General features: G+C 64.3%; 19 protein-coding genes and 1 other RNA gene. 8 read left to right on the plus strand and 12 right to left on the minus strand.

Annotated features, from left to right (window positions below):
• Positions 1 to 34 precede the first annotated feature (34 nt).
• The 7 genes from ybgC to V1273_RS30665 all read right to left on the minus strand — a co-directional run bounded on the left by ybgC (position 35) and on the right by V1273_RS30665 (position 5741).
• Positions 35 to 487 (minus strand): tol-pal system-associated acyl-CoA thioesterase, encoded by a 453-nt coding sequence (gene ybgC, locus V1273_RS30635; RefSeq protein WP_334365100.1) that lies wholly within the window; start codon positions 485 to 487, stop codon positions 35 to 37.
• Positions 488 to 703: 216 nt separating this feature from the next.
• Positions 704 to 1615 carry a metallophosphoesterase gene (locus tag V1273_RS30640; RefSeq protein WP_334365101.1) on the minus strand — a complete coding sequence of 304 codons (912 nt, stop codon included), beginning with the start codon at positions 1613 to 1615 and terminating at the stop codon, positions 704 to 706.
• A 203-nt stretch (positions 1616 to 1818) separates the two neighbouring features.
• Positions 1819 to 2868, minus strand: a complete 1050-nt coding sequence (ruvB, locus tag V1273_RS30645) for a Holliday junction branch migration DNA helicase RuvB (RefSeq protein ID WP_334365102.1) — start codon at positions 2866 to 2868, stop codon at positions 1819 to 1821.
• On the minus strand, positions 2865 to 3284 hold the full coding sequence (locus tag V1273_RS30650; protein WP_065726757.1) for a cytidine deaminase: 420 nt from the start codon (positions 3282 to 3284) through the stop codon (positions 2865 to 2867). Before V1273_RS30650 ends, ruvB begins: the two co-directional genes overlap by 4 nt.
• Before the next feature lie 41 nt (positions 3285 to 3325).
• On the minus strand, positions 3326 to 3943 hold the full coding sequence (gene ruvA / locus V1273_RS30655; RefSeq protein WP_028349220.1) for a Holliday junction branch migration protein RuvA: 618 nt from the start codon (positions 3941 to 3943) through the stop codon (positions 3326 to 3328).
• Between the two features lie 292 nt (positions 3944 to 4235).
• Positions 4236 to 4763 carry a crossover junction endodeoxyribonuclease RuvC gene (ruvC, locus tag V1273_RS30660; protein WP_334365104.1) on the minus strand — a complete coding sequence of 176 codons (528 nt, stop codon included), beginning with the start codon at positions 4761 to 4763 and terminating at the stop codon, positions 4236 to 4238.
• A 231-nt stretch (positions 4764 to 4994) separates the two neighbouring features.
• Positions 4995 to 5741, minus strand: coding sequence for a YebC/PmpR family DNA-binding transcriptional regulator (locus V1273_RS30665; protein WP_065743088.1), 747 nt, complete (start codon positions 5739 to 5741; stop codon positions 4995 to 4997).
• 200 nt (positions 5742 to 5941) lie between these two features.
• On the opposite strand from V1273_RS30665, the gene V1273_RS30670 reads away from it, so the two are divergent.
• The 4 genes from V1273_RS30670 to V1273_RS30685 all read left to right on the plus strand — a co-directional run bounded on the left by V1273_RS30670 (position 5942) and on the right by V1273_RS30685 (position 11711).
• Positions 5942 to 7711 (plus strand): methyl-accepting chemotaxis protein, encoded by a 1770-nt coding sequence (locus V1273_RS30670; protein WP_334380139.1) that lies wholly within the window; start codon positions 5942 to 5944, stop codon positions 7709 to 7711.
• 294 nt (positions 7712 to 8005) lie between these two features.
• Entirely contained in the window at positions 8006 to 8485 is a 480-nt protein-coding gene (locus V1273_RS30675) for a (2Fe-2S)-binding protein (RefSeq protein ID WP_442894174.1), read from the plus strand.
• Positions 8482 to 9498 (plus strand): FAD binding domain-containing protein, encoded by a 1017-nt coding sequence (locus tag V1273_RS30680; RefSeq protein WP_334365107.1) that lies wholly within the window; start codon positions 8482 to 8484, stop codon positions 9496 to 9498. The genes V1273_RS30675 and V1273_RS30680 overlap by 4 nt, the downstream gene beginning before the upstream one ends.
• A gap of 5 nt (positions 9499 to 9503) precedes the next feature.
• On the plus strand, positions 9504 to 11711 hold the full coding sequence (locus tag V1273_RS30685) for a xanthine dehydrogenase family protein molybdopterin-binding subunit (protein ID WP_334411809.1): 2208 nt from the start codon (positions 9504 to 9506) through the stop codon (positions 11709 to 11711).
• Between the two features lie 13 nt (positions 11712 to 11724).
• Here the strand turns inward: V1273_RS30685 and V1273_RS30690 are convergent, their stop codons facing one another.
• The 5 genes from V1273_RS30690 to V1273_RS30710 form a co-directional block, all read right to left on the minus strand.
• On the minus strand, positions 11725 to 12546 hold the full coding sequence (locus V1273_RS30690) for a TIGR00282 family metallophosphoesterase (RefSeq protein ID WP_334365108.1): 822 nt from the start codon (positions 12544 to 12546) through the stop codon (positions 11725 to 11727).
• Positions 12547 to 12549: 3 nt separating this feature from the next.
• Complete coding sequence (locus tag V1273_RS30695) at positions 12550 to 13125, minus strand: 5-formyltetrahydrofolate cyclo-ligase (protein WP_334380136.1); 576 nt, start codon at positions 13123 to 13125, stop codon at positions 12550 to 12552.
• A 197-nt stretch (positions 13126 to 13322) separates the two neighbouring features.
• Positions 13323 to 13483: non-coding RNA, 6S RNA (gene ssrS, locus V1273_RS30700), on the minus strand.
• Between the two features lie 140 nt (positions 13484 to 13623).
• A complete protein-coding gene (locus tag V1273_RS30705; RefSeq protein WP_028349229.1) occupies positions 13624 to 14007 on the minus strand; it encodes a cell division protein ZapA in 384 nt (127 codons plus the stop codon).
• A complete protein-coding gene (locus tag V1273_RS30710) occupies positions 14004 to 14330 on the minus strand; it encodes a DUF4164 domain-containing protein (RefSeq protein WP_334365110.1) in 327 nt (108 codons plus the stop codon). The genes V1273_RS30705 and V1273_RS30710 overlap by 4 nt, the downstream gene beginning before the upstream one ends.
• A 287-nt stretch (positions 14331 to 14617) precedes the next feature.
• On the opposite strand from V1273_RS30710, the gene tkt reads away from it, so the two are divergent.
• The 4 genes from tkt (at position 14618) to fba (ending at position 20195) form a co-directional block, all read left to right on the plus strand.
• Complete coding sequence (gene tkt / locus V1273_RS30715) at positions 14618 to 16603, plus strand: transketolase (RefSeq protein WP_334365111.1); 1986 nt, start codon at positions 14618 to 14620, stop codon at positions 16601 to 16603.
• Between the two features lie 140 nt (positions 16604 to 16743).
• Positions 16744 to 17751 (plus strand): type I glyceraldehyde-3-phosphate dehydrogenase, encoded by a 1008-nt coding sequence (gap, locus tag V1273_RS30720; RefSeq protein WP_334365112.1) that lies wholly within the window; start codon positions 16744 to 16746, stop codon positions 17749 to 17751.
• Positions 17752 to 17880: 129 nt separating this feature from the next.
• Complete coding sequence (locus tag V1273_RS30725; RefSeq protein WP_334365113.1) at positions 17881 to 19077, plus strand: phosphoglycerate kinase; 1197 nt, start codon at positions 17881 to 17883, stop codon at positions 19075 to 19077.
• A gap of 50 nt (positions 19078 to 19127) precedes the next feature.
• On the plus strand, positions 19128 to 20195 hold the full coding sequence (gene fba / locus V1273_RS30730) for a class II fructose-bisphosphate aldolase (protein WP_057842772.1): 1068 nt from the start codon (positions 19128 to 19130) through the stop codon (positions 20193 to 20195).
• Positions 20196 to 20217 lie beyond the last annotated feature (22 nt).

The following is a 20217-nucleotide window of genomic DNA, read 5'->3' on the forward strand; positions in this document are numbered from 1 at the left end:
TGTACCGATCGGTACAGAGAGTCAATCCGAAGGTTTACTCCGGCGCCAGATCGGCCTTCATCAACAACCGCAGCGATTTCGGGATCGGCTTCGCCCGTCCCTCGCTGATGAAGGCAACGCGCACCGCGGCCTTGATGAGGACATCCTCACCTCGCCGCACCTCCTGTGCCAGCGTGATGGAAGCGCCCTTCACAGCAACTGGCCATGTCACCACGTCGAGGACGTCATCCATCCGCGCCGGCCGCAGGAAGTCGAGCTGCATCGAGCGCACCACGAACGCAAAGCCCGGTGTCTCCTCCTGCGCCTGCTCGAACAGCGCATGCTGCGAGGCGCCCATCAGCCGCAGATGATTGGTGCGGCCGCGCTCCATGAAACGCAGGTAATTGGCGTGGTAGACGATGCCGGAAAAATCAGTGTCCTCGTAATAGACACGGACCTGCATGTGATGGCGGCCGTCGCGGATCTCGCCGTCGAGGGAGGGAATCATTTCAAATGATTTACTTGCTCGCGAGCCAGCCTGAGAAACTCTTTCAGATCCCAAGGCACAACACGCCCCGCCTCCACGTCAGCCATACCCTCTTCGATAAGGCTCTTGAGCACAGCGAACTTCCTAGCTTGTTCAGCGGATGAATCCATAAGGTCCAAAGTAACAGCTTTGGTACCGAATGCACAGATGGCGCAACTGTTACGTTGAGCAGCAAAACTACGCCACCGCCGGCCGCCCCGCCCCCAGCGTCACCAGCACGATTTCCGGGGGCACCCCAAGGCGGAACGGCATGATGCTGCAGCCGAGGCCGCCGGAGACGACGACGTCGCAGTTCATCTTGATGTGGCCGTAGGCGAGCTGCTGGCCGGACGGCGAGATCGGCGACCAGCCCAGCATTCGCACCTGGCCGCCATGGGTGTGTCCGGAGAGCTGCAGCGCAACGCGCGAGGGCACGCGCCGCGCGACGTCAGGCTCATGCGCCATCAGAACCACGGGCGCGTCGTCGGTGATCTTCGCCAGCGTCGCGCCGAGATCGTCGACGCCGATCCGCTTGAGCGGCCTGAAGCGGCGCGCCGGCACATAGGCGAGCTGGTCACCGAGACCGGCGAGCCAGAACGAGTGACCATTCTTGCTGAGCTTCTTCGCGTCGTTTTCGTACACCGGGATACCGACCGCTTCCAGCGCACGGCCCGCGCTCGGCAGCCCCTGCCCGTTGCGCTGCACTTCCTTGTCTTCCCACCAGTCGTGATTGCCGAGCACCGCATGCACACCGAGCGACGCCTTCAGTCCGGCCAACGCTCCCGCCCATTCGGCGTCGGGAATGAAGCGCGTCACCTTGCGATGTCCGGCCACGTAGTCGCCGAGCATGACAACGATGTCAGGCTTGAGCGCATTGGTGCGTTCGACGATCTCACCGATATGATCGAGCGACATCCAGGGATCGCAGGCGTGGAGGTCGGCGATGGCGGCGATCCTGAGCTCGAGACCTTCAGGCCATTGCGGCGGCGAGATATTGTACCGCTCGACGCGAAGCCGGACGACCGGCGCGCTGAAACCGTAGGCGGTGGTTGAGGCGCCCAGCGCGCCCAGGCCACCCATGGACTTCAAGAAATGACGGCGTGTTAACATGTGATCCAATCGTGATGCAGCGCCAACATGGTGGCGGATTGGGCCCGAATTGGGGTGCGTTTGTGCAGAACGTTAGCAGACCTCCAGCAGCTTCTCACCAGCGATTCTGCCCCGCCAGCGCGTCCAGCCACGCCTTCAGTTCATCGGGGGCGCACGGGCTATTTTGCCCTTCGTGCACCGCTGGAAGGATTGGATTCGAACGCTCAGTCGTCGCTATCGCCATTGCCGAACAGGCCGAACTGGGCGGGATCGCGTGCGGGCTCTGCAAGCCCCAGGTGGCGGAAGGCGTGCGAGGTCAGGAGCCTGCCGCGCGGGGTGCGCTGCAAATAGCCGCACTGGATCAGGAACGGCTCGATGATGTCCTCGATTGCATCGCGTGGTTCGGACAACGCGGCCGCCATGGTCTCGACGCCGACCGGGCCGCCGCCGTAGTTCAGCGCAATGGTCGTGAGATAGCGCCGGTCCATGGCGTCCAGGCCGGCGGCATCGACTTCCAGTGCGCTCAGCGCGTGGTCGGCGATGGCGCGGTCGACCGAGCTGGCGTCGGCTGCGGATGCAAAATCGCGTACGCGGCGCAGCAGGCGGCCGGCGATACGCGGCGTGCCGCGGGCGCGGCGCGCGATCTCGTTGGCCCCGTCAGGCGTCATGCCGATGTTGAGCACGCGGGCGCCGCGGCTGACGATCTTCTCCAGCTCTTCCTCGGTGTAGAAGTTCAGCCGGATCGGAATGCCGAAGCGGTCGCGCAGCGGATTGGTCAACAGCCCTGCGCGCGTCGTGGCGCCGACAAGAGTGAACTTTGCGAGATCGATCTTCACCGAACGCGCCGCCGGCCCCTCGCCGATGATGAGGTCGAGCTGAAAATCCTCCATCGCAGGGTACAGCACCTCCTCGACGGCCGGGCTGAGGCGATGGATTTCGTCGATGAACAGCACGTCGCGCTCTTCGAGATTGGTGAGCAGTGCGGCGAGATCGCCGGCCTTGGCGATGACGGGACCGGAAGTGGCACGAAATCCTACGCCGAGCTCGCGCGCGACGATCTGCGCCAGCGTGGTCTTGCCGAGGCCGGGAGGCCCGACGAACAGCACGTGGTCCAGCGCCTCGCCACGCTTTCGCGCGGCCTCGATGAAGATTGAGAGATTCTTGCGCGCCTGCGCCTGGCCGACGAACTCGGACAGCAATTGCGGACGCAGCGCGGTGTCGCCGACATCGTCGGACCGGCGCTCGGGCGTGACGATGCGGGAGGGGGTGTTCACCCGTTGCCCCTCCGGTACTTGTTGGGCAAAAGCTCGCCGATGGTGACGACCTTCGGCTCGCGGCCATTGTCGGGAACGATGACCCGCGCCTTCGCATCGTAATCGTGGATCAATTCGCGACAGATGCCGCAGGGCGATACCACGGCGATACTGCCGGGCTCGTCCGGCTTCGGATGGCGCACGGCGACGATGGTCTCGATGCCGCGATCGCCGGTTTCGGTGATGGCGCGCCCAATGGCGATCGCCTCCGCGCAGACGGCGATCCGACCAATATAGGCATCGATATTCACACCGGTGACGATGCGGCCGTCGCGGGTGCGCATCGCAGCGCCGACCTCCTGCCACTTGTTGCGATAACGCGGCCTGATTGCGTCAATCGCGGCGGCAATTAGTTCCTGGTCTTTCTCGCTCAACATGGCAGCAACGCATTCCTTCGACAGTCAGTGGCGAACATAGCCTATTTCGCCAGTTCCTTCAGGCCCAGCCGGATCAGTTGGGCCGTCTCGGCATTCTCGCCCGCGCTGCGCGAGGCGGCGGCGATGGCGGCGGCGGCCTGCGGCTGGCCGTAGCCGAGATTGACCAAAGCCGAGATCGCGTCGGTGACCGGGCGCGGCGCGCGGTGGCTGTCGATGGCGCCGGCGAGATGCACCACGGCGGGATCGACATTGGCGAACGCGGGCGCCTTGTCCTTCAATTCAGAGACGATGCGCTCGGCGACCTTTGGCCCGACGCCGGGTGTGCGCGACACCGCGGCCTTGTCGCGCAGCGCAATCGCATTGGCGAGTTCAGCCGGCGGCAGCGTCGACAGCACGGCGAGCGCGACCTTGGCGCCGACGCCCTGCACGGTCTGCAGCAGGCGAAACCACTCGCGCTCGGTATCGGTGCGGAAGCCGAACAGTTTTATCTGATCCTCGCGGACATAGGTCTCGATCGACAGCACCGCAGCCTCACCGGGCGACGGCAGCGCCTGCAGCGTGCGCGAGGAACAATGCACCTGATAGCCGACGCCGCCGACATCGAGGATCACGTAATCCTCGCCGTAAGAATCGATCAGGCCTTTGAGTTTGCCTATCATTGGGGCAACTCGCTCGCGATGGTGGACCCAACGTTAGCGAGGGGCGCACTAGCGGACGGGTTCCCTCCCCCCTTGCGGGGGAGGGTTAGGGAGAGGGGTGCCGCTTGCTCAGTTGTCTGAGGCGAAGCACTCGCATCCTCACTCATCATCTTGCGGCGTTCGTTGATGGATTGTCGCCGCACGACTTTGATCGGAGCCCGGGGCTTACCCCTCTCCCCAACCCTCCCCCGCAAGGGGGGAGGGAGCCTGATGAGTGTGCTCTCCTCACTTGGCATTACATGGCCACGGCTCATCATGCGCTCGCCACTTTCATCCGCAGCGCCGCGCTCTGGCGGTGGTGGGCATGGGTGATGGCGATCGCCAGCGCGTCGGCGGCGTCGGCGGATTTCGGTTCGGCCTTCGGCAGCAATATCTTCAGCATCACCGCGATCTGGTTCTTGTCGGCGTGGCCGGCGCCGACCACGGTTTTCTTGACCTGGTTGGGCGCATATTCCGCAACCGATATGCCGAACATCGCGGGCGCCAACATGGCGACGCCGCGGGCCTGGCCGAGCTTCAGCGTCGCCACGCCGTCCTTGTTGACAAAAGTCTGCTCCACCGCGGCTTCCGCCGGCCTGAAATCGCCGAGCACGGCGGCGAGCCCCTCATGGATCGCGAGCAGGCGGCTCGCTATGGGCAGGTTGTCCGGCGGCTCCACCGAGCCGCAGCCGACGAAGACGAGCCGGTTGCCCTCGGTCTCGATCACGCCCCAGCCGGTGCGGCGCAGGCCGGGGTCGATGCCGATAATCCGGACGGGGTGGCGAATCGGTGGGGATGTCATGGCGTAGTGATAACGCCAGAGCCGGATGAACGAAACATAAAGAGAACGGAAATCCCCTGGATGCGGGCTGTCGTGCCGGAGGGTTAATGCGCCTTAATCGTCGAACCATCGTCGTCCCTGCGAACGCAGGGACCCATAGCCACCGGCTTTGATTGTTTCACGAAGTAACTATCCCATCACGCTACGGAGAAGCCGCGGCGTATGGGTCCCTGCGTTCGCAGGGACGACAGCCTACCCGCCCATCTTGGCGACCAGCGCGTCGGAGACTTCGAAATTGGCGTAGACGTTCTGCACGTCGTCGTGCTCGTTCAAGAGATCCATCAGCTTCAACAGCTTCTCGCCGGTCTCATCGTCGACAGCGACCGTGTTCTGCGGCTTCCAGGTCAGCGCTGCCTTGCGGGCTTCGCCGAACTTGGCTTCCAGCGCTTTCGCAACCTCGCGAAAGGTTTCCTGCGAGGCGTAGATCTCGTGGCCGCTTTCGCTGGATACGACGTCGTCGGCGCCGGCCTCGATCGCGGCTTCCAGCATCGCGTCGTCGGAGGCCTTGCTGGCATCGTATTCGATGATGCCGGTGCGGTCGAACATGAAAGCGACCGAGCCGGTTTCACCGAGATTGCCGCCGGACTTGGTGAAGTAGGAGCGGATGTCGGAGGCGGCGCGGTTGCGGTTGTCCGTCAGCGCCTCGACGATGATGGCGACGCCGCCAGGGCCGTAGCCTTCGTAGCGGATCTCGTCATAGCTCTCGCTCTCACCGCCGATCGCCTTCTTGATGGCGCGCTCGATATTGTCCTTCGGCATGTTTTCCTGGCGCGCCGCGATCACGGCCGCGCGCAACCGGGGGTTCATCGCCGGGTCCGGCGTTCCAAGCTTGGCGGCGACCGTGATTTCGCGGGCCAGCTTGCTGAACAGCTTGGACTTCTGCGCATCCTGCCGGCCCTTGCGGTGCATGATGTTCTTGAATTGGGAATGACCGGCCATGCGGAGTCTCTTGGATTCGTCCCGGGGATGTAGGGGGTGAAGCGCGGCCTTATAGGCCGACAACTGGCCGAAATCAAAGATTTACAGCCCATCCGGGTATGCCGGTACTGCCGCGCGCCGAAATATCAGGCAGTTGTTAACCATGATTTCATGCTCGGATGAGAGGATTTCGCACCGATGCTCAACTTTTAAGAGACGTCATGGCCTTCGGTTTGTTCAAAAAGCGGGTGCCGGAACCGGTCTTGCCTGCCGTCCGGCCCAAGGCTCAGACGGCGGCTCAGCCAGCCGCCGCCGTGACGGAGGCCGGCTCTGGCGATGGCGAGTCGGCCAGGGCGATCCTCGAACTTCTGGAACTCGAACTCGGCGCGATGATCCGCCAGCTCGAGCGCGCGGCCAATTCGGTCGCCGGCGGCGCCGAGGCGACCGCTGCGACGCTCACCACCATTCGCCAGCGCACCGGCGCCCTGACGAGCCGCACCAGCGCTGCACAGGACACGGCGACGACATTTTCGCACGCCGCCGATAAGTTCACCCAATCGGCGCAAGGGATCGGCTCCCAAGTGCGCGACGCCGGCAAGCTCGCCGACCAGGCCAGCGAGGCCGCCCGCGAAGCCGGCGCCAATGTCGACCGCCTGAGGGAATCATCGGCAGCGATCGGCAACGTGGTCAACCTGATCGCGCAGATCGCGCGGCAGACCACACTCTTGGCGCTCAATTCCACCATCGAGGCCGCACGCGCCGGCGAAGCCGGACGCGGTTTTGCCGTGGTCGCCACCGAAGTAAAGGCGCTCGCGGTACAGACCCAGAACGCGACAGAGGAAATCACCAAGAAGATCGAGGCGCTGCAGCGGGATGCCGCGGGCTCCGTCGATGCCGTGCATCGCATCACGCAGGCGATCGAGGCGATCCGCCCGGTGTTCGAGAACGTCAACGGCGCGGTCGCCGAGCAGAGCGCGACCACCGGCGAGATGGCCGACAATGCGGCCTCCGCTTCGAGCTTCATCGCTTCCGTCGGCGCCAGCGCCGCCGAAATCGACAGCGCCACCAAGGAAGCCGAGGCCCATGGCGAAAGCGTCGCCAAGGCCGGACGCGCCGTCACCACCTTTGCGCAGAAGCTCAAGGCGCGTTGCGCGGTGCTGTTGCGGCAAGGCGAGCGCCCAGAGCGCCGCGAACAGCAAAAGCTACCTTGCAGCCTCAAGATCGAAATAAAGACCCCGCATGGCGTGATATCGGCGCCGGTCTACGAGATTTCGATCGACGGCATCCTGGTCAGCGGACCGGACGCCGAAAGGCTCGCGCAGGGCCAGAGTTTTGAGGCAACGCTGCAGGACATCGGCGCTTGTCGCATTCGCGTCAGTGAGCGCTCGAAGGCCGGCACGCAGGCCCGGTTCGAGCGGTCGAATGCCGCGCTGACCGAGAAGATCGAAGACAAGCTGTGGTCGATTCAGGACGACAACACCGAAGCGGTCACCCGCGCGATGGAAGCCGGCGCAGCACTGAAGAAGATTTTCGAGAACGGTATCGATAGCGGCGCCATCTCGATGGAAGACATGTTCGACACCAACTATGTCGAGATAGCCGGCAGCAACCCGGTGCAATACCGCACCAAAATCCTGGACTGGGCCGATCGCGCGCTGCCGCCGTTCCAGGAAGCGTTCCTTGCCAGGGACAAACGGATGGCGTTCTGCGCGATGATCGACACCAACGGCTATTTGCCGGTGCACAACAAGATCTATTCGCACCCGCAGCGGCCGGGCGACGTCACCTGGAATACCGCCAACAGCCGCAACCGCCGCATCTTCAACGATCCGGCCGGGCTCGCCGCCGGGCGCAATCAGCGCGCCTATCTGATCCAGAGCTACGCCCGCGACATGGGCAACGGCAACACCGTGATGATGCGCGAGATCGACGTGCCGATCCGCGTCAAGGGCCGCCACTGGGGCGGCTTCCGCACGGCCTACCGGCTGTAACCACACTCGCCCTCACCGCGCATATTGCATCAAATTGCATGCGCCGTTTCGCGCCATTGCGCCGATGGCTGCCTGAAAAGCGTGCCGTGAAGCGGATGCGCCTATCGCGCTTTCGCCCTGAACCTTCCTTGTTCGAACTCGTTGATAGCCAGGGTTGGAACCGCGGCTGACGGCTCCCCCAGTCCCGCGCGACCCCACGCGCACCAGCCAAGGCAGGCGGAGATAGGCAGGCGGAGATCAAGCAGGCGGAGGTCAAAAATGGCCCGATCTGGCACAGCAAAGCGTGTAACGCGGATGGCCACCGTGCCGGAGAAAATTCCGATCAGGCTGACCGTCAACGGCAACCGTATGGAACTGACGGCCGCCCCGTGGACGACGTTACTCGACGCGCTACGCGATCATCTCGACCTGACGGGCACCAAGAAGGGTTGCGACCACGGACAATGCGGCGCGTGCACCGTTCTGGTCGACGGGCGACGGATCAATTCCTGCCTGACGCTGGCGGTGATGAAGCAAGGCGCCGAAATAGTCACCATCGAGGGCCTTGCACACGACGGCGAGTTGCATCCGCTGCAGCAGGCCTTCATCGATCACGATGCATTTCAGTGCGGCTACTGCACGTCGGGACAGATCTGCTCGGCCGCCGGGCTGATCGCCGAGGGCAAGGCCAAAACGGCCGACGAGATTCGCGAACTCATGAGCGGCAACATCTGCCGCTGCGGCGCCTATCCGAACATCGTGGCGGCGATCCAGCAGGCGATGGAGCGATCATGACCCCGTTTCAATATGCGCGCGCAAACGACGTCGCCGACGCCATCAAGCAGATTGCCACCGACCCTTCCGCAAAATTCATCGCGGGCGGCACCAACCTGATCGACCTGATCAAATATGATGTCGAGGGACCAAGCCGGCTGATCGATATTTCGCACTTGCCGCTCAGGGGCGTCGAACCAACCTCCGCCGGCGGCGTTCTGATCGGCGCGATGGTGCCGAACACCGACCTCGCCTACCACCCCCTGATCGAAGGGCGCTATCCACTGCTCTCGCGCGCGATACTATCAGGCGCGTCGCAGCAGTTGCGCAACATGGCCTCGACCGGCGGCAACCTGCTGCAGCGGACGCGCTGCTTCTACTATTACGACACGGCGACGCCGTGCAACAAACGTGAGCCGGGTAGCGGCTGCTCGGCGATCGATGGCGTCAACCGCATCAATGCGATCCTCGGAACGAGCGAGGCCTGCATCGCCACGCATCCTTCCGACATGTGCGTGGCACTCGCGGCGCTCGAAGCCACCGTGCATGTCACAGGTCCGGCCGGGAAGCGCACCATTGCGTTTGCGGATTTCCATCGCCTGCCCGGCAACACGCCGCAGCGCGACACCAATCTGGAGCCCGATGAGATCATCACGGCCATCGAGCTTCCGCCGAAAGGGTTTAGCGCGAACTATTCCTACCTGAAGATTCGCGATCGTCTGTCGTACGCGTTCGCGCTGGTATCGGTGGCAGCAGCGCTCGAACTCGACGGCGACACGATTAAGGAAGCCCGCCTGGCGCTCGGCGGCGTTGCACACAAGCCATGGCGCAGTACCGCGGCCGAAGCGGCCCTGCTCGGACAACGCACTGACGCGACCGCATTTGCGAAGGCCGCGGATTGGTTGCTGCACGGCGCCAAAGGCTACGGTCACAACAACTTCAAGATCGGCCTGGCGCGGCGCGCCATCATACGAACGCTCGGCCAGGCCGCGCAGGGCACGCCGCAGTCGACCTCCGACAAGAAAATACGGTGAGTGCCATGGCAGCCTATATCGGATCGGCGACATCCCGCGTCGACGGCAGGGCCAAGGTCACCGGCGAAGCCAAATATGCCGGCGAGTTCAACGTCCCCGGCCTCGTCCATGGCTATGTTGTCGAATCGACGATTCCGAAGGGGCGGATCGTGCGCATCGACACCAGCGGGGCGCTGGAGGTTGACGGCGTGATCGACGTGCTGACCCATCGGAATCGGCCGCAGATGGCCGACAAGGACGACGCGTACAAGGACGAAGTAGCGACGGAAAAAGGCTCACCCTATCGCCCGCTCTATGACGACATCGTCCTTTTCAGCGGACAACCGCTCGCGCTGGTACTGGCCGAGGATTGGGAAACCGCGCGCGTCGCCGCCTCAATGGTGAAAGTCGAGTACCAGAAGGAGCCGCACGTCACCGACTTGCACGCAGAGCGCAGCAGGGCGTTTGCCATCGACGCGCCGGAGAAGCCGCGCGGCGATGCCGAAAAGGCATTCGCGTCCGCCGCCCTGCGTCACGCGGCCGAATATTTCATTCCGACCGAGCATCACAACCCGATGGAGCTGTTTGCCTCGACCGCGATCTGGGAAGACGGCCGGCTCACCGTCTACGACAAGACGCAGGGCGTGCAGAACGTGCAGCAATATCTCTGCGGCGTGTTCAAGATGAAGCCGGACGCGGTTCGCGTCATGTCGCCGTATATGGGCGGTGGCTTCGGCTCCGGCCTGCGCCCGCAATATCAGGTTGTTCTGGCTGTGCTGGCGGCGCGCGCGCTCAAACGTCCGGTTCGCGTCATGCTCAGCCGGGCACAGATGTACGCCCTCGGCCACCGGCCCGCGACCATCGAGCGCCTTGCGCTCGGCGCCAACAGCGACGGCACGCTCGACGCGATGACGCACGAGGCCATCGCCGTGACCTCGCAGTTCGAGGAATTCGCGCGCAACGATACCGGCTGGGGCAATCTGCTTTACAAGAGTCCCAACGCGAAATTCGAGCACAAGCTCGTGATGCTCGACGTGCCGACGTCCTGCGACATGCGCGCACCGGGGGCTGCGACCGGCGTCTACGCGCTCGAATGCGCGATGGACGAACTCGCCGTCGCGCTCAAGATGGACCCGGTGCAGTTGCGGCTGCAATGCTATTCCGACCGCGATCAAGGTACGGATATTCCCTATACCAGCAAGCAACTGCGTGAGTGTTACCGGCAGGGCGCGGCGGCGTTCGGCTGGGACAAGCGCGAAGCGGAGCCGCGCTCCATGCGCGAGGGCAACGACCTGGTCGGCTGGGGCATGGCATCAGGCGTGTGGGAAGCGCTGCAGATGCCGGCCACGGTGCGCATCGTGCTGACGGCGAACGGCCATGCGGAAGTCGCGACCGCGGCCTCCGATATCGGCACCGGAACATATACGATCATGGCGCAGGTCGCGGCCGACATGCTCGGCCTGCCGATCGACAATATCAGCGTCAAGCTCGGCGATTCCACGCTGCCGCAATGTCCGCTCGAAGGCGGCTCGTGGATCGCGTCCTCGGTGTGCAACGCGATTGCCAATACCGCCCGTGCGGTTCGCGGCGACTTGCTGAAGCTTGCAATCGGCATGAAGGATTCGCCGCTGGCAGGCACCGGCGAGGCCGACGTCGCGGTGATCGACGGCAAGATCGTCAGCAAGCGGGATGCGACCCGCGCGGTCTCGATTGCCAGCGCGATGCAGTCCGGCAACGCCGATCGCATCACGCGCGAGGAAGCCAACAAGGTTGCCGAAGACAAGTCTCACGCGCGCAACGTCCACTCGGCCATCTTCGCGGAGGTCAAGGTGGACGAACAGCTTGGCGCGATCCGCGTGACCCGTGTGGTCAATGCCGTCGCCGCGGGCCGCATCCTCAACCCGAAGACCGCCCACAGCCAGGTCATGGGTGGCGTGGTCTGGGGAATCGGCATGGCGCTGCACGAGGAAACGCTGTTCGACCATCGCTTCGGACGCGTCATGAACGCCAATATCGCCGAATACCATGTGCCCGTGAATGCCGACGTGCACGACATCAAGGTGATCTTCGTCGACGAGCCGGACGAGATCGTCAACCCGCTCGGTATCAAGGGCCTCGGCGAGATCGGCATTGTCGGCGTGGCGGCGGCGATCGCCAACGCGGTCTATCATGCGACGGGAAAGCGCGTGCGCGACCTGCCGATTACGCTCGACAAGGTGGTTCAATTCAATTGAACGCCGCGCGGCCTCACGCCCAAAAAGCCGGCACAGCCGGCTCGAGTCTGCCGCCGGCACGCACCGGCGCAACACGCAGCGCGAGACCGGTTAAATCATCGGTCTCGACCGCAACACCGCTGAGTGTCGCCGCGCCTGCGGCCGGCTCGAAACGGGCTGATGGAATACCCGTCGTAAAGCGCCGCAGCGGCTCTTCCTTCTGCATGCCGATGATGGAATCATAATCGCCGGTCATGCCGGCGTCTGTCATGTAGGCGGTGCCGCCGGCGAGGATCTGATGGTCGGCGGTCGGCACATGGGTGTGCGTGCCGACGACAAGGCTGGCGCGGCCATCGCAGAAATAGCCGATGCCTTGTTTCTCGCTCGTCGCCTCGCCATGGAAATCGACCACGATCGCATCCGCGGCTTCGCGCAGCGGACAGGCCTCGAGTTCCTGATTGAGCACCGCGAAGGGATCGTCGAACGGCGTCATGAAGATGCGGCCGATCGCGTTGATAACGAGCGCGCGCTTGCCGTTCTTGGTATCGACCAGCGCCGCTCCACGGCCCGGCGTGCCCTTTGGATAGTTCGCGGGCCGGACCAGTTTCGGCGCGCGCTCGATGAACACCAGCGCCTCGCGCTGATCCCAGGCGTGATTGCCGAGCGTGATGGCATCCGCCCCGGCGTCGAGCAATTCCTGATAGACCGCCTCGGTGATGCCGAACCCGCCGGCAGAATTCTCGCCATTGACGACGACGAGGTCGAGCGCCCAGTCCCTGATCATGCCGGGTAGATATGCCGCGACCGCGGTGCGCCCAGCGCGACCGACCACGTCACCAACGAAGAGAATACGCAAAGTTCAGCTCCGGAAATCGAACACTTTCTTTTCCGTTAGCACATAATCCAGCGCCACGTCGTGCGGAGCTGCGGGAACGGCTCTTATTTCCTGCACGGAAAAGGCGGTGCCGACAGCCGTAATGGCCTTCGCCTTGCGCAAGTGGGCGAGCGTGAAATCGTAATGTCCGGCGCCATAGCCGATGCGGTGGCCGGCGCGATCGAACGCCGCCAGCGGCACCAGCATGATATCGGGCACGAGTTCGGCGGCCGCCGGCGACGGTTCGAGAATGCCGAGCGGCCCCATCATCAACCGGTCATCGGGCGACCATGCGCGAAACGCCAGCGATTTGCCGCGCGACAGCACCGCCGGCAGTGCGAGCTTTGCGCCCTGCTCGGCGAGCTTGCGCATCAGGGGCGCGGGATCGATCTCGCTGCGGATCGGCGAATATCCTGATACGACGAGCCCTGGATCGATTTCGAACGGCAGGCCGCGCTTCGCCATCGCCTGCGCCGCAGCCGCGCGCTGTTCGTCGTTCAACGCATCGCGTTTCGCCAGAGCTGCAGCGCGGAGGTCGGCTTTCGACAGGGTCGCCGTCATGCAGTATCTTTCCGCTGTCATCACCCGCGACCTGTCCACCGAAGCTCAACGAGCGAAGGCGAAAGGCGGGTGATCCAGTATTCCAGAGACTTCAGTGATTCAACCGAGACGCCGCGGCGTACTGGATACCCCGCATGCGCGGGGTATGACGGGACGTGCGCGGGTAGGACGAGGTCGCAAGCAACACAAAACGAAAGTGCGAGGCCGCGAACGCCGTTGAAGCACTCGATCCCGGAGTTCCCTACGAAAGTAGGTGGGCACCATATGTCCGGATCCACGGACCCGGCCAGGGACAGTTCCCTAAAGGATCGATAAGGCCCCGGGGATATATGGCTCCTGACGCACGACGCAGCTTCGCGAAGCCAATGTAAGCGCTCAGCATCGAATCCGCCAGCGGTAATGGGTACAGTTGCGATCGCCCTTAGATTGCGCTTCACTTCACCCTCCCCTGGAGGGCCCTCCAGGGGAGGGAAAAGAAACCAGCGCCAACGCTCGGTCTCACCCGATCGCGACGCCGCTGCCGATGGTGCGGTTGATGACCTGCGTGGTTTTTTCGATGCGGTCGGCGGCGGCGTTGAGCGCGTTGGCGACGGCGACCTGGGTTGCCTTGGCGCGGTCGGCGGCGGCGGTGCGGACGTTGCGCAGGGTTTCGAGTTCGCCCTCCAGCGCGCGGATGCGCGCGTTGGCATCCAGCAGTTCGTCGCACACGGTGAGCGCGGCCATCACGGTGAGACGCGCATCGCCGATTTCGCCGAACTTGCCGCGCAACTCTCCGACCCGCGATTCCAGGCTCTCGGCGAGCTTCAACAGCCGCACCTCCTGCCCTTCCTCGCAGGCCATGCGGTACTGCCGGCCGTTGATGGTGACGTTGATGTGACTCATTCACTCTCCCCGGCGTCGGCATCGAGCACCGCACGGATGGTGCCGATTGCGGCATCCAGCTTTTCCGATATCTCGCGGTTGGCGCGCTCCAGCCGCCGCGTCTTCACCAGCGAACCGTCGAGTTCGTCGGCGAGCCGCGAGCGATCGGCGCCGAGCGCCTGGATCCGGCTCGCCAGCTCGTTCTCGTCGCGGTCGGCGTCGCGCCGCCGCTCGGCCGCAGCCTCGAGCGCATCGAGCGCCATCATCAGGCGCCGTGTGGCGGCGTCGATGTCGGCATAGACCGGCTCGGCATTGCCGGCCCCGTTGGTGTGACGATCGCTCATGAGAGACAGCGCGCACCCTCGCGGTAGGCCCGCCGCGCGGCAGCAAAATCCGCGGTTCGGCAAGCGGTTAGAGCACGAAATTTACGTGGCAAGCGAGCCAAGCGCAACGCCCGCGCGAAGCTATGCACTGCTAAGCAACTTTTCGCATGGCAAGGGCGTTTCCACGCCTTGGACTCCCGGGGATTGAGGTGCTATCCAGCCCGCACTTTCCCTCAAACACGCCCGTATTGCGGCCTTCGCCCGGTACATACCCTAACCAAGCACCTCATTTCAGGCGGATTTCCATCATGACGCAGGTCGATCATACCCGTATGGCCAATGCGATTCGCGGGCTTGCCATGGATGCCGTCGAAAAGGCGAAATCCGGCCATCCCGGCCTGCCAATGGGCGCCGCCGACATCGCGACCGTACTGTTCACGCAGTTCCTCAAATTCGATGCGGCGGCTCCGACCTGGCCCGACCGCGACCGCTTCGTGCTCTCGGCCGGCCACGGCTCGATGCTGCTCTATGCCTTGCTGTACCTGACCGGCAACAAGGACATGACGCTCGATCAGATCCGGAATTTCCGTCAGCTCGGCTCCAAGACGCCGGGACATCCGGAGAATTTCGAGACCAGCGGCGTCGAGACCACCACCGGCCCGCTCGGCCAGGGCATCGCTACCTCGATCGGCATGGCGCTGGCGGAAAAGATGCTGGCCGCCGAGTTCGGCAAGAAGGTGGTGAGCCACCACACCTACGTGCTCGCCTCCGACGGCGACCTGATGGAAGGCGTATCGCAGGAAGCGATCGCGATGGCCGGGCACTGGAAGCTGAACAAGCTGATCGTGCTGTATGACAACAACGGCATCTCGATCGATGGCCCGACCTCGCTCGCCGATTCGGTCGACCAGGTTAAGCGCTTCAAGTCCGCGGGCTGGGCGGCCGAACTGATCGATGGCCAGGACCCGAAGGCGATTGCCGCCGCGATCGCCCGCGCGCAAAAATCCAACAAGCCGTCGCTGATCTCCTGCAAGACCACGATCGGTTACGGCGCGCCGACGCGGGCCGGCACGGCGAAGGCCCATGGCGAGGCGCTCGGCGCCGACGAGCTCAAGGGCGCCAAGGAAAAGCTCGGCATTTCGCTCGACGCCTTCTCGGTGCCTGACGATGTGCTGAAGGCATGGCGTGCCGCCGGTAGCCGCGGCGCTGCCGCGCGCGAGGAATGGGAAAGCGTTTTCGCCGAGCTCGGCCCGCGCAAGCGCGCCGAGTTCGAGCGGCGGATGCGGCACGAGCGGCCGGCCGCGCTCTCGAAGGCGCTGCGGGCGCACAAGAAGGCGCTATTGGAATCGCCGCTGAATGTTGCCACGCGGAAATCTTCGGAAGCCGCGATCGAGGCGATCGCCGCTGCGATGCCGATGGAATTCCTCGCCGGCTCCGCCGACCTCACCGGCTCCAACAACAACAAGGCGAAGTCGGCCGTGGCGTTCTCGGCCAAGGCGCCGAAGGGCCGCTTCATCCATTACGGGATCCGCGAGCACGGCATGGCCGCGGCGATGAACGGCATCTTCCTGCATGGCGGCTTCGCGCCGAACGGCGCGACCTTCCTGGTGTTCACGGACTATGCCCGACCCGCGATGCGGATCGCCGCGCTGATGGGCGCGGGCGTCGTCTACGTGATGACCCATGATTCGATCGGGCTCGGCGAGGACGGGCCGACGCATCAGCCGGTCGAGCATCTCGCGGCGCTTCGCGCCATTCCCAACATGCGCGTGTTCCGCCCGTGCGACGCCGTCGAGGTCGCGGAATGCTGGGAACTGGCGCTCAACCGGGTCGATGGCCCGACGGTACTGGCGCTGACCCGCCAGAACCTGCCGCAGCTTCGCACCAGTGCCCCCAACGATAATCCTTGCGCGCATGGCGCCTATGAGCTGGTCGCGGCGCAGGGCGAGGCAAAAGTGTCGCTGTTCGCCTCGGGCTCCGAGGTCGAGATCGCGGTGGCAGCCCAAAAGCAACTGAGCGAGCGTGGCATCGCGTCGCGGGTGGTCTCGGTACCCTCGCTCGAGCTCCTGCTGGCGCAGCCGGCGGACCGAAAGAAAGCCATTATCGGCAATGCGCCGATCAAGGTCGCCATCGAGGCCGCGGTACGCTGGGGCTGGGACGCCGTGATCGGCCAAGATGGTGAATTCATCGGCATGCACGGTTTCGGGGCCAGCGCTCCGGCCAAGGACCTTTTCAAGCACTTCGGAATTACAGCCGAGGCTGCGGTTAACGCTGTCCTGAAGCGCGTGGGCTGACGGTTGAGCTGTGGGGGAAAAAGGACTACCTAAACCCCCATCTTGACCGTTCCCGCCCGGCCGAACCGGGCGTTCCGCCGTCAGCACCTCCGTGGAACGTCTCCGCGGGGCGGGCACCGGCTATCAGAGGAGAAACCAGCATGGCAGTCCGCATCGGGATCAACGGATTTGGCCGCATCGGCCGCAATATCTTGCGCGCCATCGCAGAATCCGGCCGCAAGGATATCGAAGTGGTCGGCATCAACGATCTCGGCCCGGTCGAGACCAACGCCCACCTGCTGCGTTTCGATTCCGTGCATGGCCGTTTCCCCGGCACCGTGACCGTCGACGGCGACTCGATCAGCCTCGGCAACGGCAAGATCAAGGTTTCCGCCGAGCGCGACCCGTCGAAGCTGCCGTGGAAGGCGCTCGGCGTCGACATTGCGCTGGAATGCACCGGCATCTTCACGGCCAAGGACAAGGCCTCCGCACATCTGACCGCCGGCGCCAAGCGCGTGCTGGTCTCGGCGCCCGCCGACAACGCCGACGCCACCATCGTCTACGGCGTCAACCATGACACGCTGACCAAGGATCACCTGGTCGTCTCCAACGGCTCCTGCACCACCAACTGCCTGGCGCCGCTCGCCAAGGTCTTGAACGACACCGTCGGCATCGAGACCGGCTTCATGACCACGATCCACGCTTACACCGGCGACCAGCCGACGCTCGACACCCTGCACAAGGATCTCTATCGCGGCCGTGCGGCGGCGATGTCGATGATCCCGACCTCGACCGGTGCGGCGAAGGCGATCGGCCTCGTGCTCCCCGAACTGAAGGGCAAGCTCGACGGCGTCGCGATCCGCGTGCCGACCCCGAACGTCTCGGTGGTCGATCTCAAGATCGTCGCCAAGCGCGCAACCGATGCCAAGGAAATCAACGCGGCGATGAAGCGCGCCTCCGAGCAGCAGCTCAAGGGCATCCTTGGCTACACCACCGCGCCGAATGTCTCGATCGACTTCAACCACGATCCCCACTCGTCGACGTTGCACGAGGACCAGACCAAGGTGCAGAACGGCACGCTGGTGCGCGTGATGTCCTGGTACGACAATGAATGGGGTTTCTCCAACCGCATGGCGGACACCGCCGTGGCGATGGGGAAGCTGCTGTAAGTCTCGTGTCCCGGACGCGGCGCGGCACGAAGTGACGCGACGCAGAGCCGGGACCCACTCCAGCGTAGAGGTCCCGGTTCTGCACAGCGGCGCTTGGCGCCGCAGTGCGCCCGGGACAAGAGAGCGCAAATGCCGAAAACATTCCGCACCCTCGATGACGTCGACGTGAAGGGCAAGCGCGTGCTGCTGCGCGTCGACCTCAACGTGCCCATGGAGAACGGCCGCGTCACCGACGCGACCAGGCTCGAGCGCGTCGCGCCGACCATCACCGAAATTTCCGACAAGGGCGGCAAGGTGATCCTGCTCGCCCATTTCGGCCGCCCGAAGGGGCGCGACGCCAAGGATTCGCTGAAACCCGTCGCGGCAGCGCTCAGCCACGTCATCAAGAAGCCGGTTGCGTTTGCCGACGACTGCATCGGCGAGGCTGCCGCCAAGGCCGTCGGCGCCATGAAGGACGGCGATATCCTCTGCCTGGAAAACACCCGTTTCCATAAAGAGGAAGAGAAAAACGATCCGGCGTTCGTAGCCGAACTGGCAAAGCTCGGCGACATCTGGGTCAACGACGCCTTTTCGGCGGCGCACCGCGCGCACGCTACGACCGAAGGTCTTGGCCACAAGCTGCCCGCCTACGCCGGCCGCACCATGCAGGCCGAACTCGACGCGCTGGGCAAAGCACTGGAAGCGCCGACCAAGCCGGTTATCGCGATCATTGGCGGCGCAAAAGTCTCCACCAAGATCGACCTGCTCGAAAATCTCGTTACCAAAGTCGATGCGCTGGTGATCGGCGGCGGCATGGCCAACACCTTCCTGCACGCGCAGGGCGTCGGCGTCGGCAAGTCGCTGGCGGAAAAAGACCTCGCCGCGACGGCGCTGCGTATCCTGGAAAAAGCCACCGCTGCGAACTGCGCCATCATCCTCCCCGTCGATGCCGTGGTCGCCTATCACTTCGCCGCCAACTCGCCCTCGCACGCCTATGGTCTCGACGCCATCCCGGCCGACGGCATGATCCTCGACGTCGGGCCGCAATCGATCGCGCGGATTCACGCCGCGATCGACGACGCCGCGACGCTGGTCTGGAACGGCCCGCTCGGCGCGTTCGAAATGACACCGTTCGACCGCGGCACGGTGGTTGCGGCCAAGCACGCAGCGGAGCGCACCAAGGCGAAGAAACTGATCTCGGTCGCCGGCGGCGGCGACACGGTCGCGGCGCTGAATCAGGCCGGCGTGGCCGATGATTTTTCCTACGTCTCGACGGCCGGCGGCGCGTTTCTCGAATGGATGGAAGGCAAACCGCTTCCTGGCGTCGAAGTTCTCAAACTGCGTTAGACCAGGACTCAATGAAGCGCCGAAGGCGCGGCAAATACAGGAGAATTTGAATGGCTCGCATTACCTTGCGTCAACTGCTCGATCATGCGGCAGAGCACGATTACGGGGTGCCGGCGTTCAACATCAACAACATGGAGCAGGCGCTCGCCATCATGGAGGCTGCCTCCTCGGTCGACGCGCCCGTCATCATCCAGGCCTCGCGCGGCGCGCGCTCCTATGCCAACGACGTGATGCTCAGGCACATGATGGACGCGGTCACCGAAATCTATCCGCAGATCCCGGTCTGCGTGCATCTCGACCACGGTAACGAGCCCGCGACCTGCATGACCGCGATCCAGGCCGGCTTCACCTCGGTCATGATGGACGGCTCGCTCAAGGCTGACGGCAAGACCCCCGGCGACTGGGATTACAATGTCGGCGTGACCAAGACGGTCACCGACATGGCCCATCTCGGCGGCATCTCGGTGGAAGGCGAACTCGGTGTGCTCGGCTCGCTGGAGACCGGCATGGGCGACAAGGAAGACGGCCACGGCGCCGAGGGCAAGCTGTCGCACGACCAGTTGCTCACCAACCCCGACGAAGCCGTGAAGTTCGTCAAGGAGACCAAGGTCGACGCGCTGGCGATCGCGATGGGCACGTCGCACGGCGCCTACAAGTTCACCCGCAAGCCGGACGGCGACATCCTCGCCATGAACGTGATCGAGGAAATCCATCGCAAGCTGCCGAACACGCACCTGGTGATGCACGGCTCCTCCTCGGTGCCGCAGGACCTGCAGGAAATCATCAATGCCAATGGCGGCAAGATGAAGCCGACCTGGGGTGTGCCGGTGTCCGAGATTCAGCGCGGCATCAAGAACGGCGTGCGCAAGATCAACATCGATACCGACAACCGGATGGCGATGACCGGGCAGATCCGCAAAGTCTTCAAGGACAATCCGGAAGAGTTCGACCCGCGCAAATATCTCAAGCCCGCGATGGAAGCGATGGCCAAGCTGTGCAAGCAGCGGCTGCAGGAATTCAATACCGCAGGCCAGGCCAGCAAGATCAAGAAGGTGCTGACGACGGCCGAAATGGCCAAGCGGTACGGCAAGGGTGAACTGGACCCGCGGGTCGCCTGAGCCGGCGCCCCGCGCCTTGCAA

Origin of the sequence: Bradyrhizobium sp. AZCC 1721, from assembly GCF_036924715.1 — a bacterium.
In the GTDB taxonomy this organism is placed as follows: domain Bacteria; phylum Pseudomonadota; class Alphaproteobacteria; order Rhizobiales; family Xanthobacteraceae; genus Bradyrhizobium.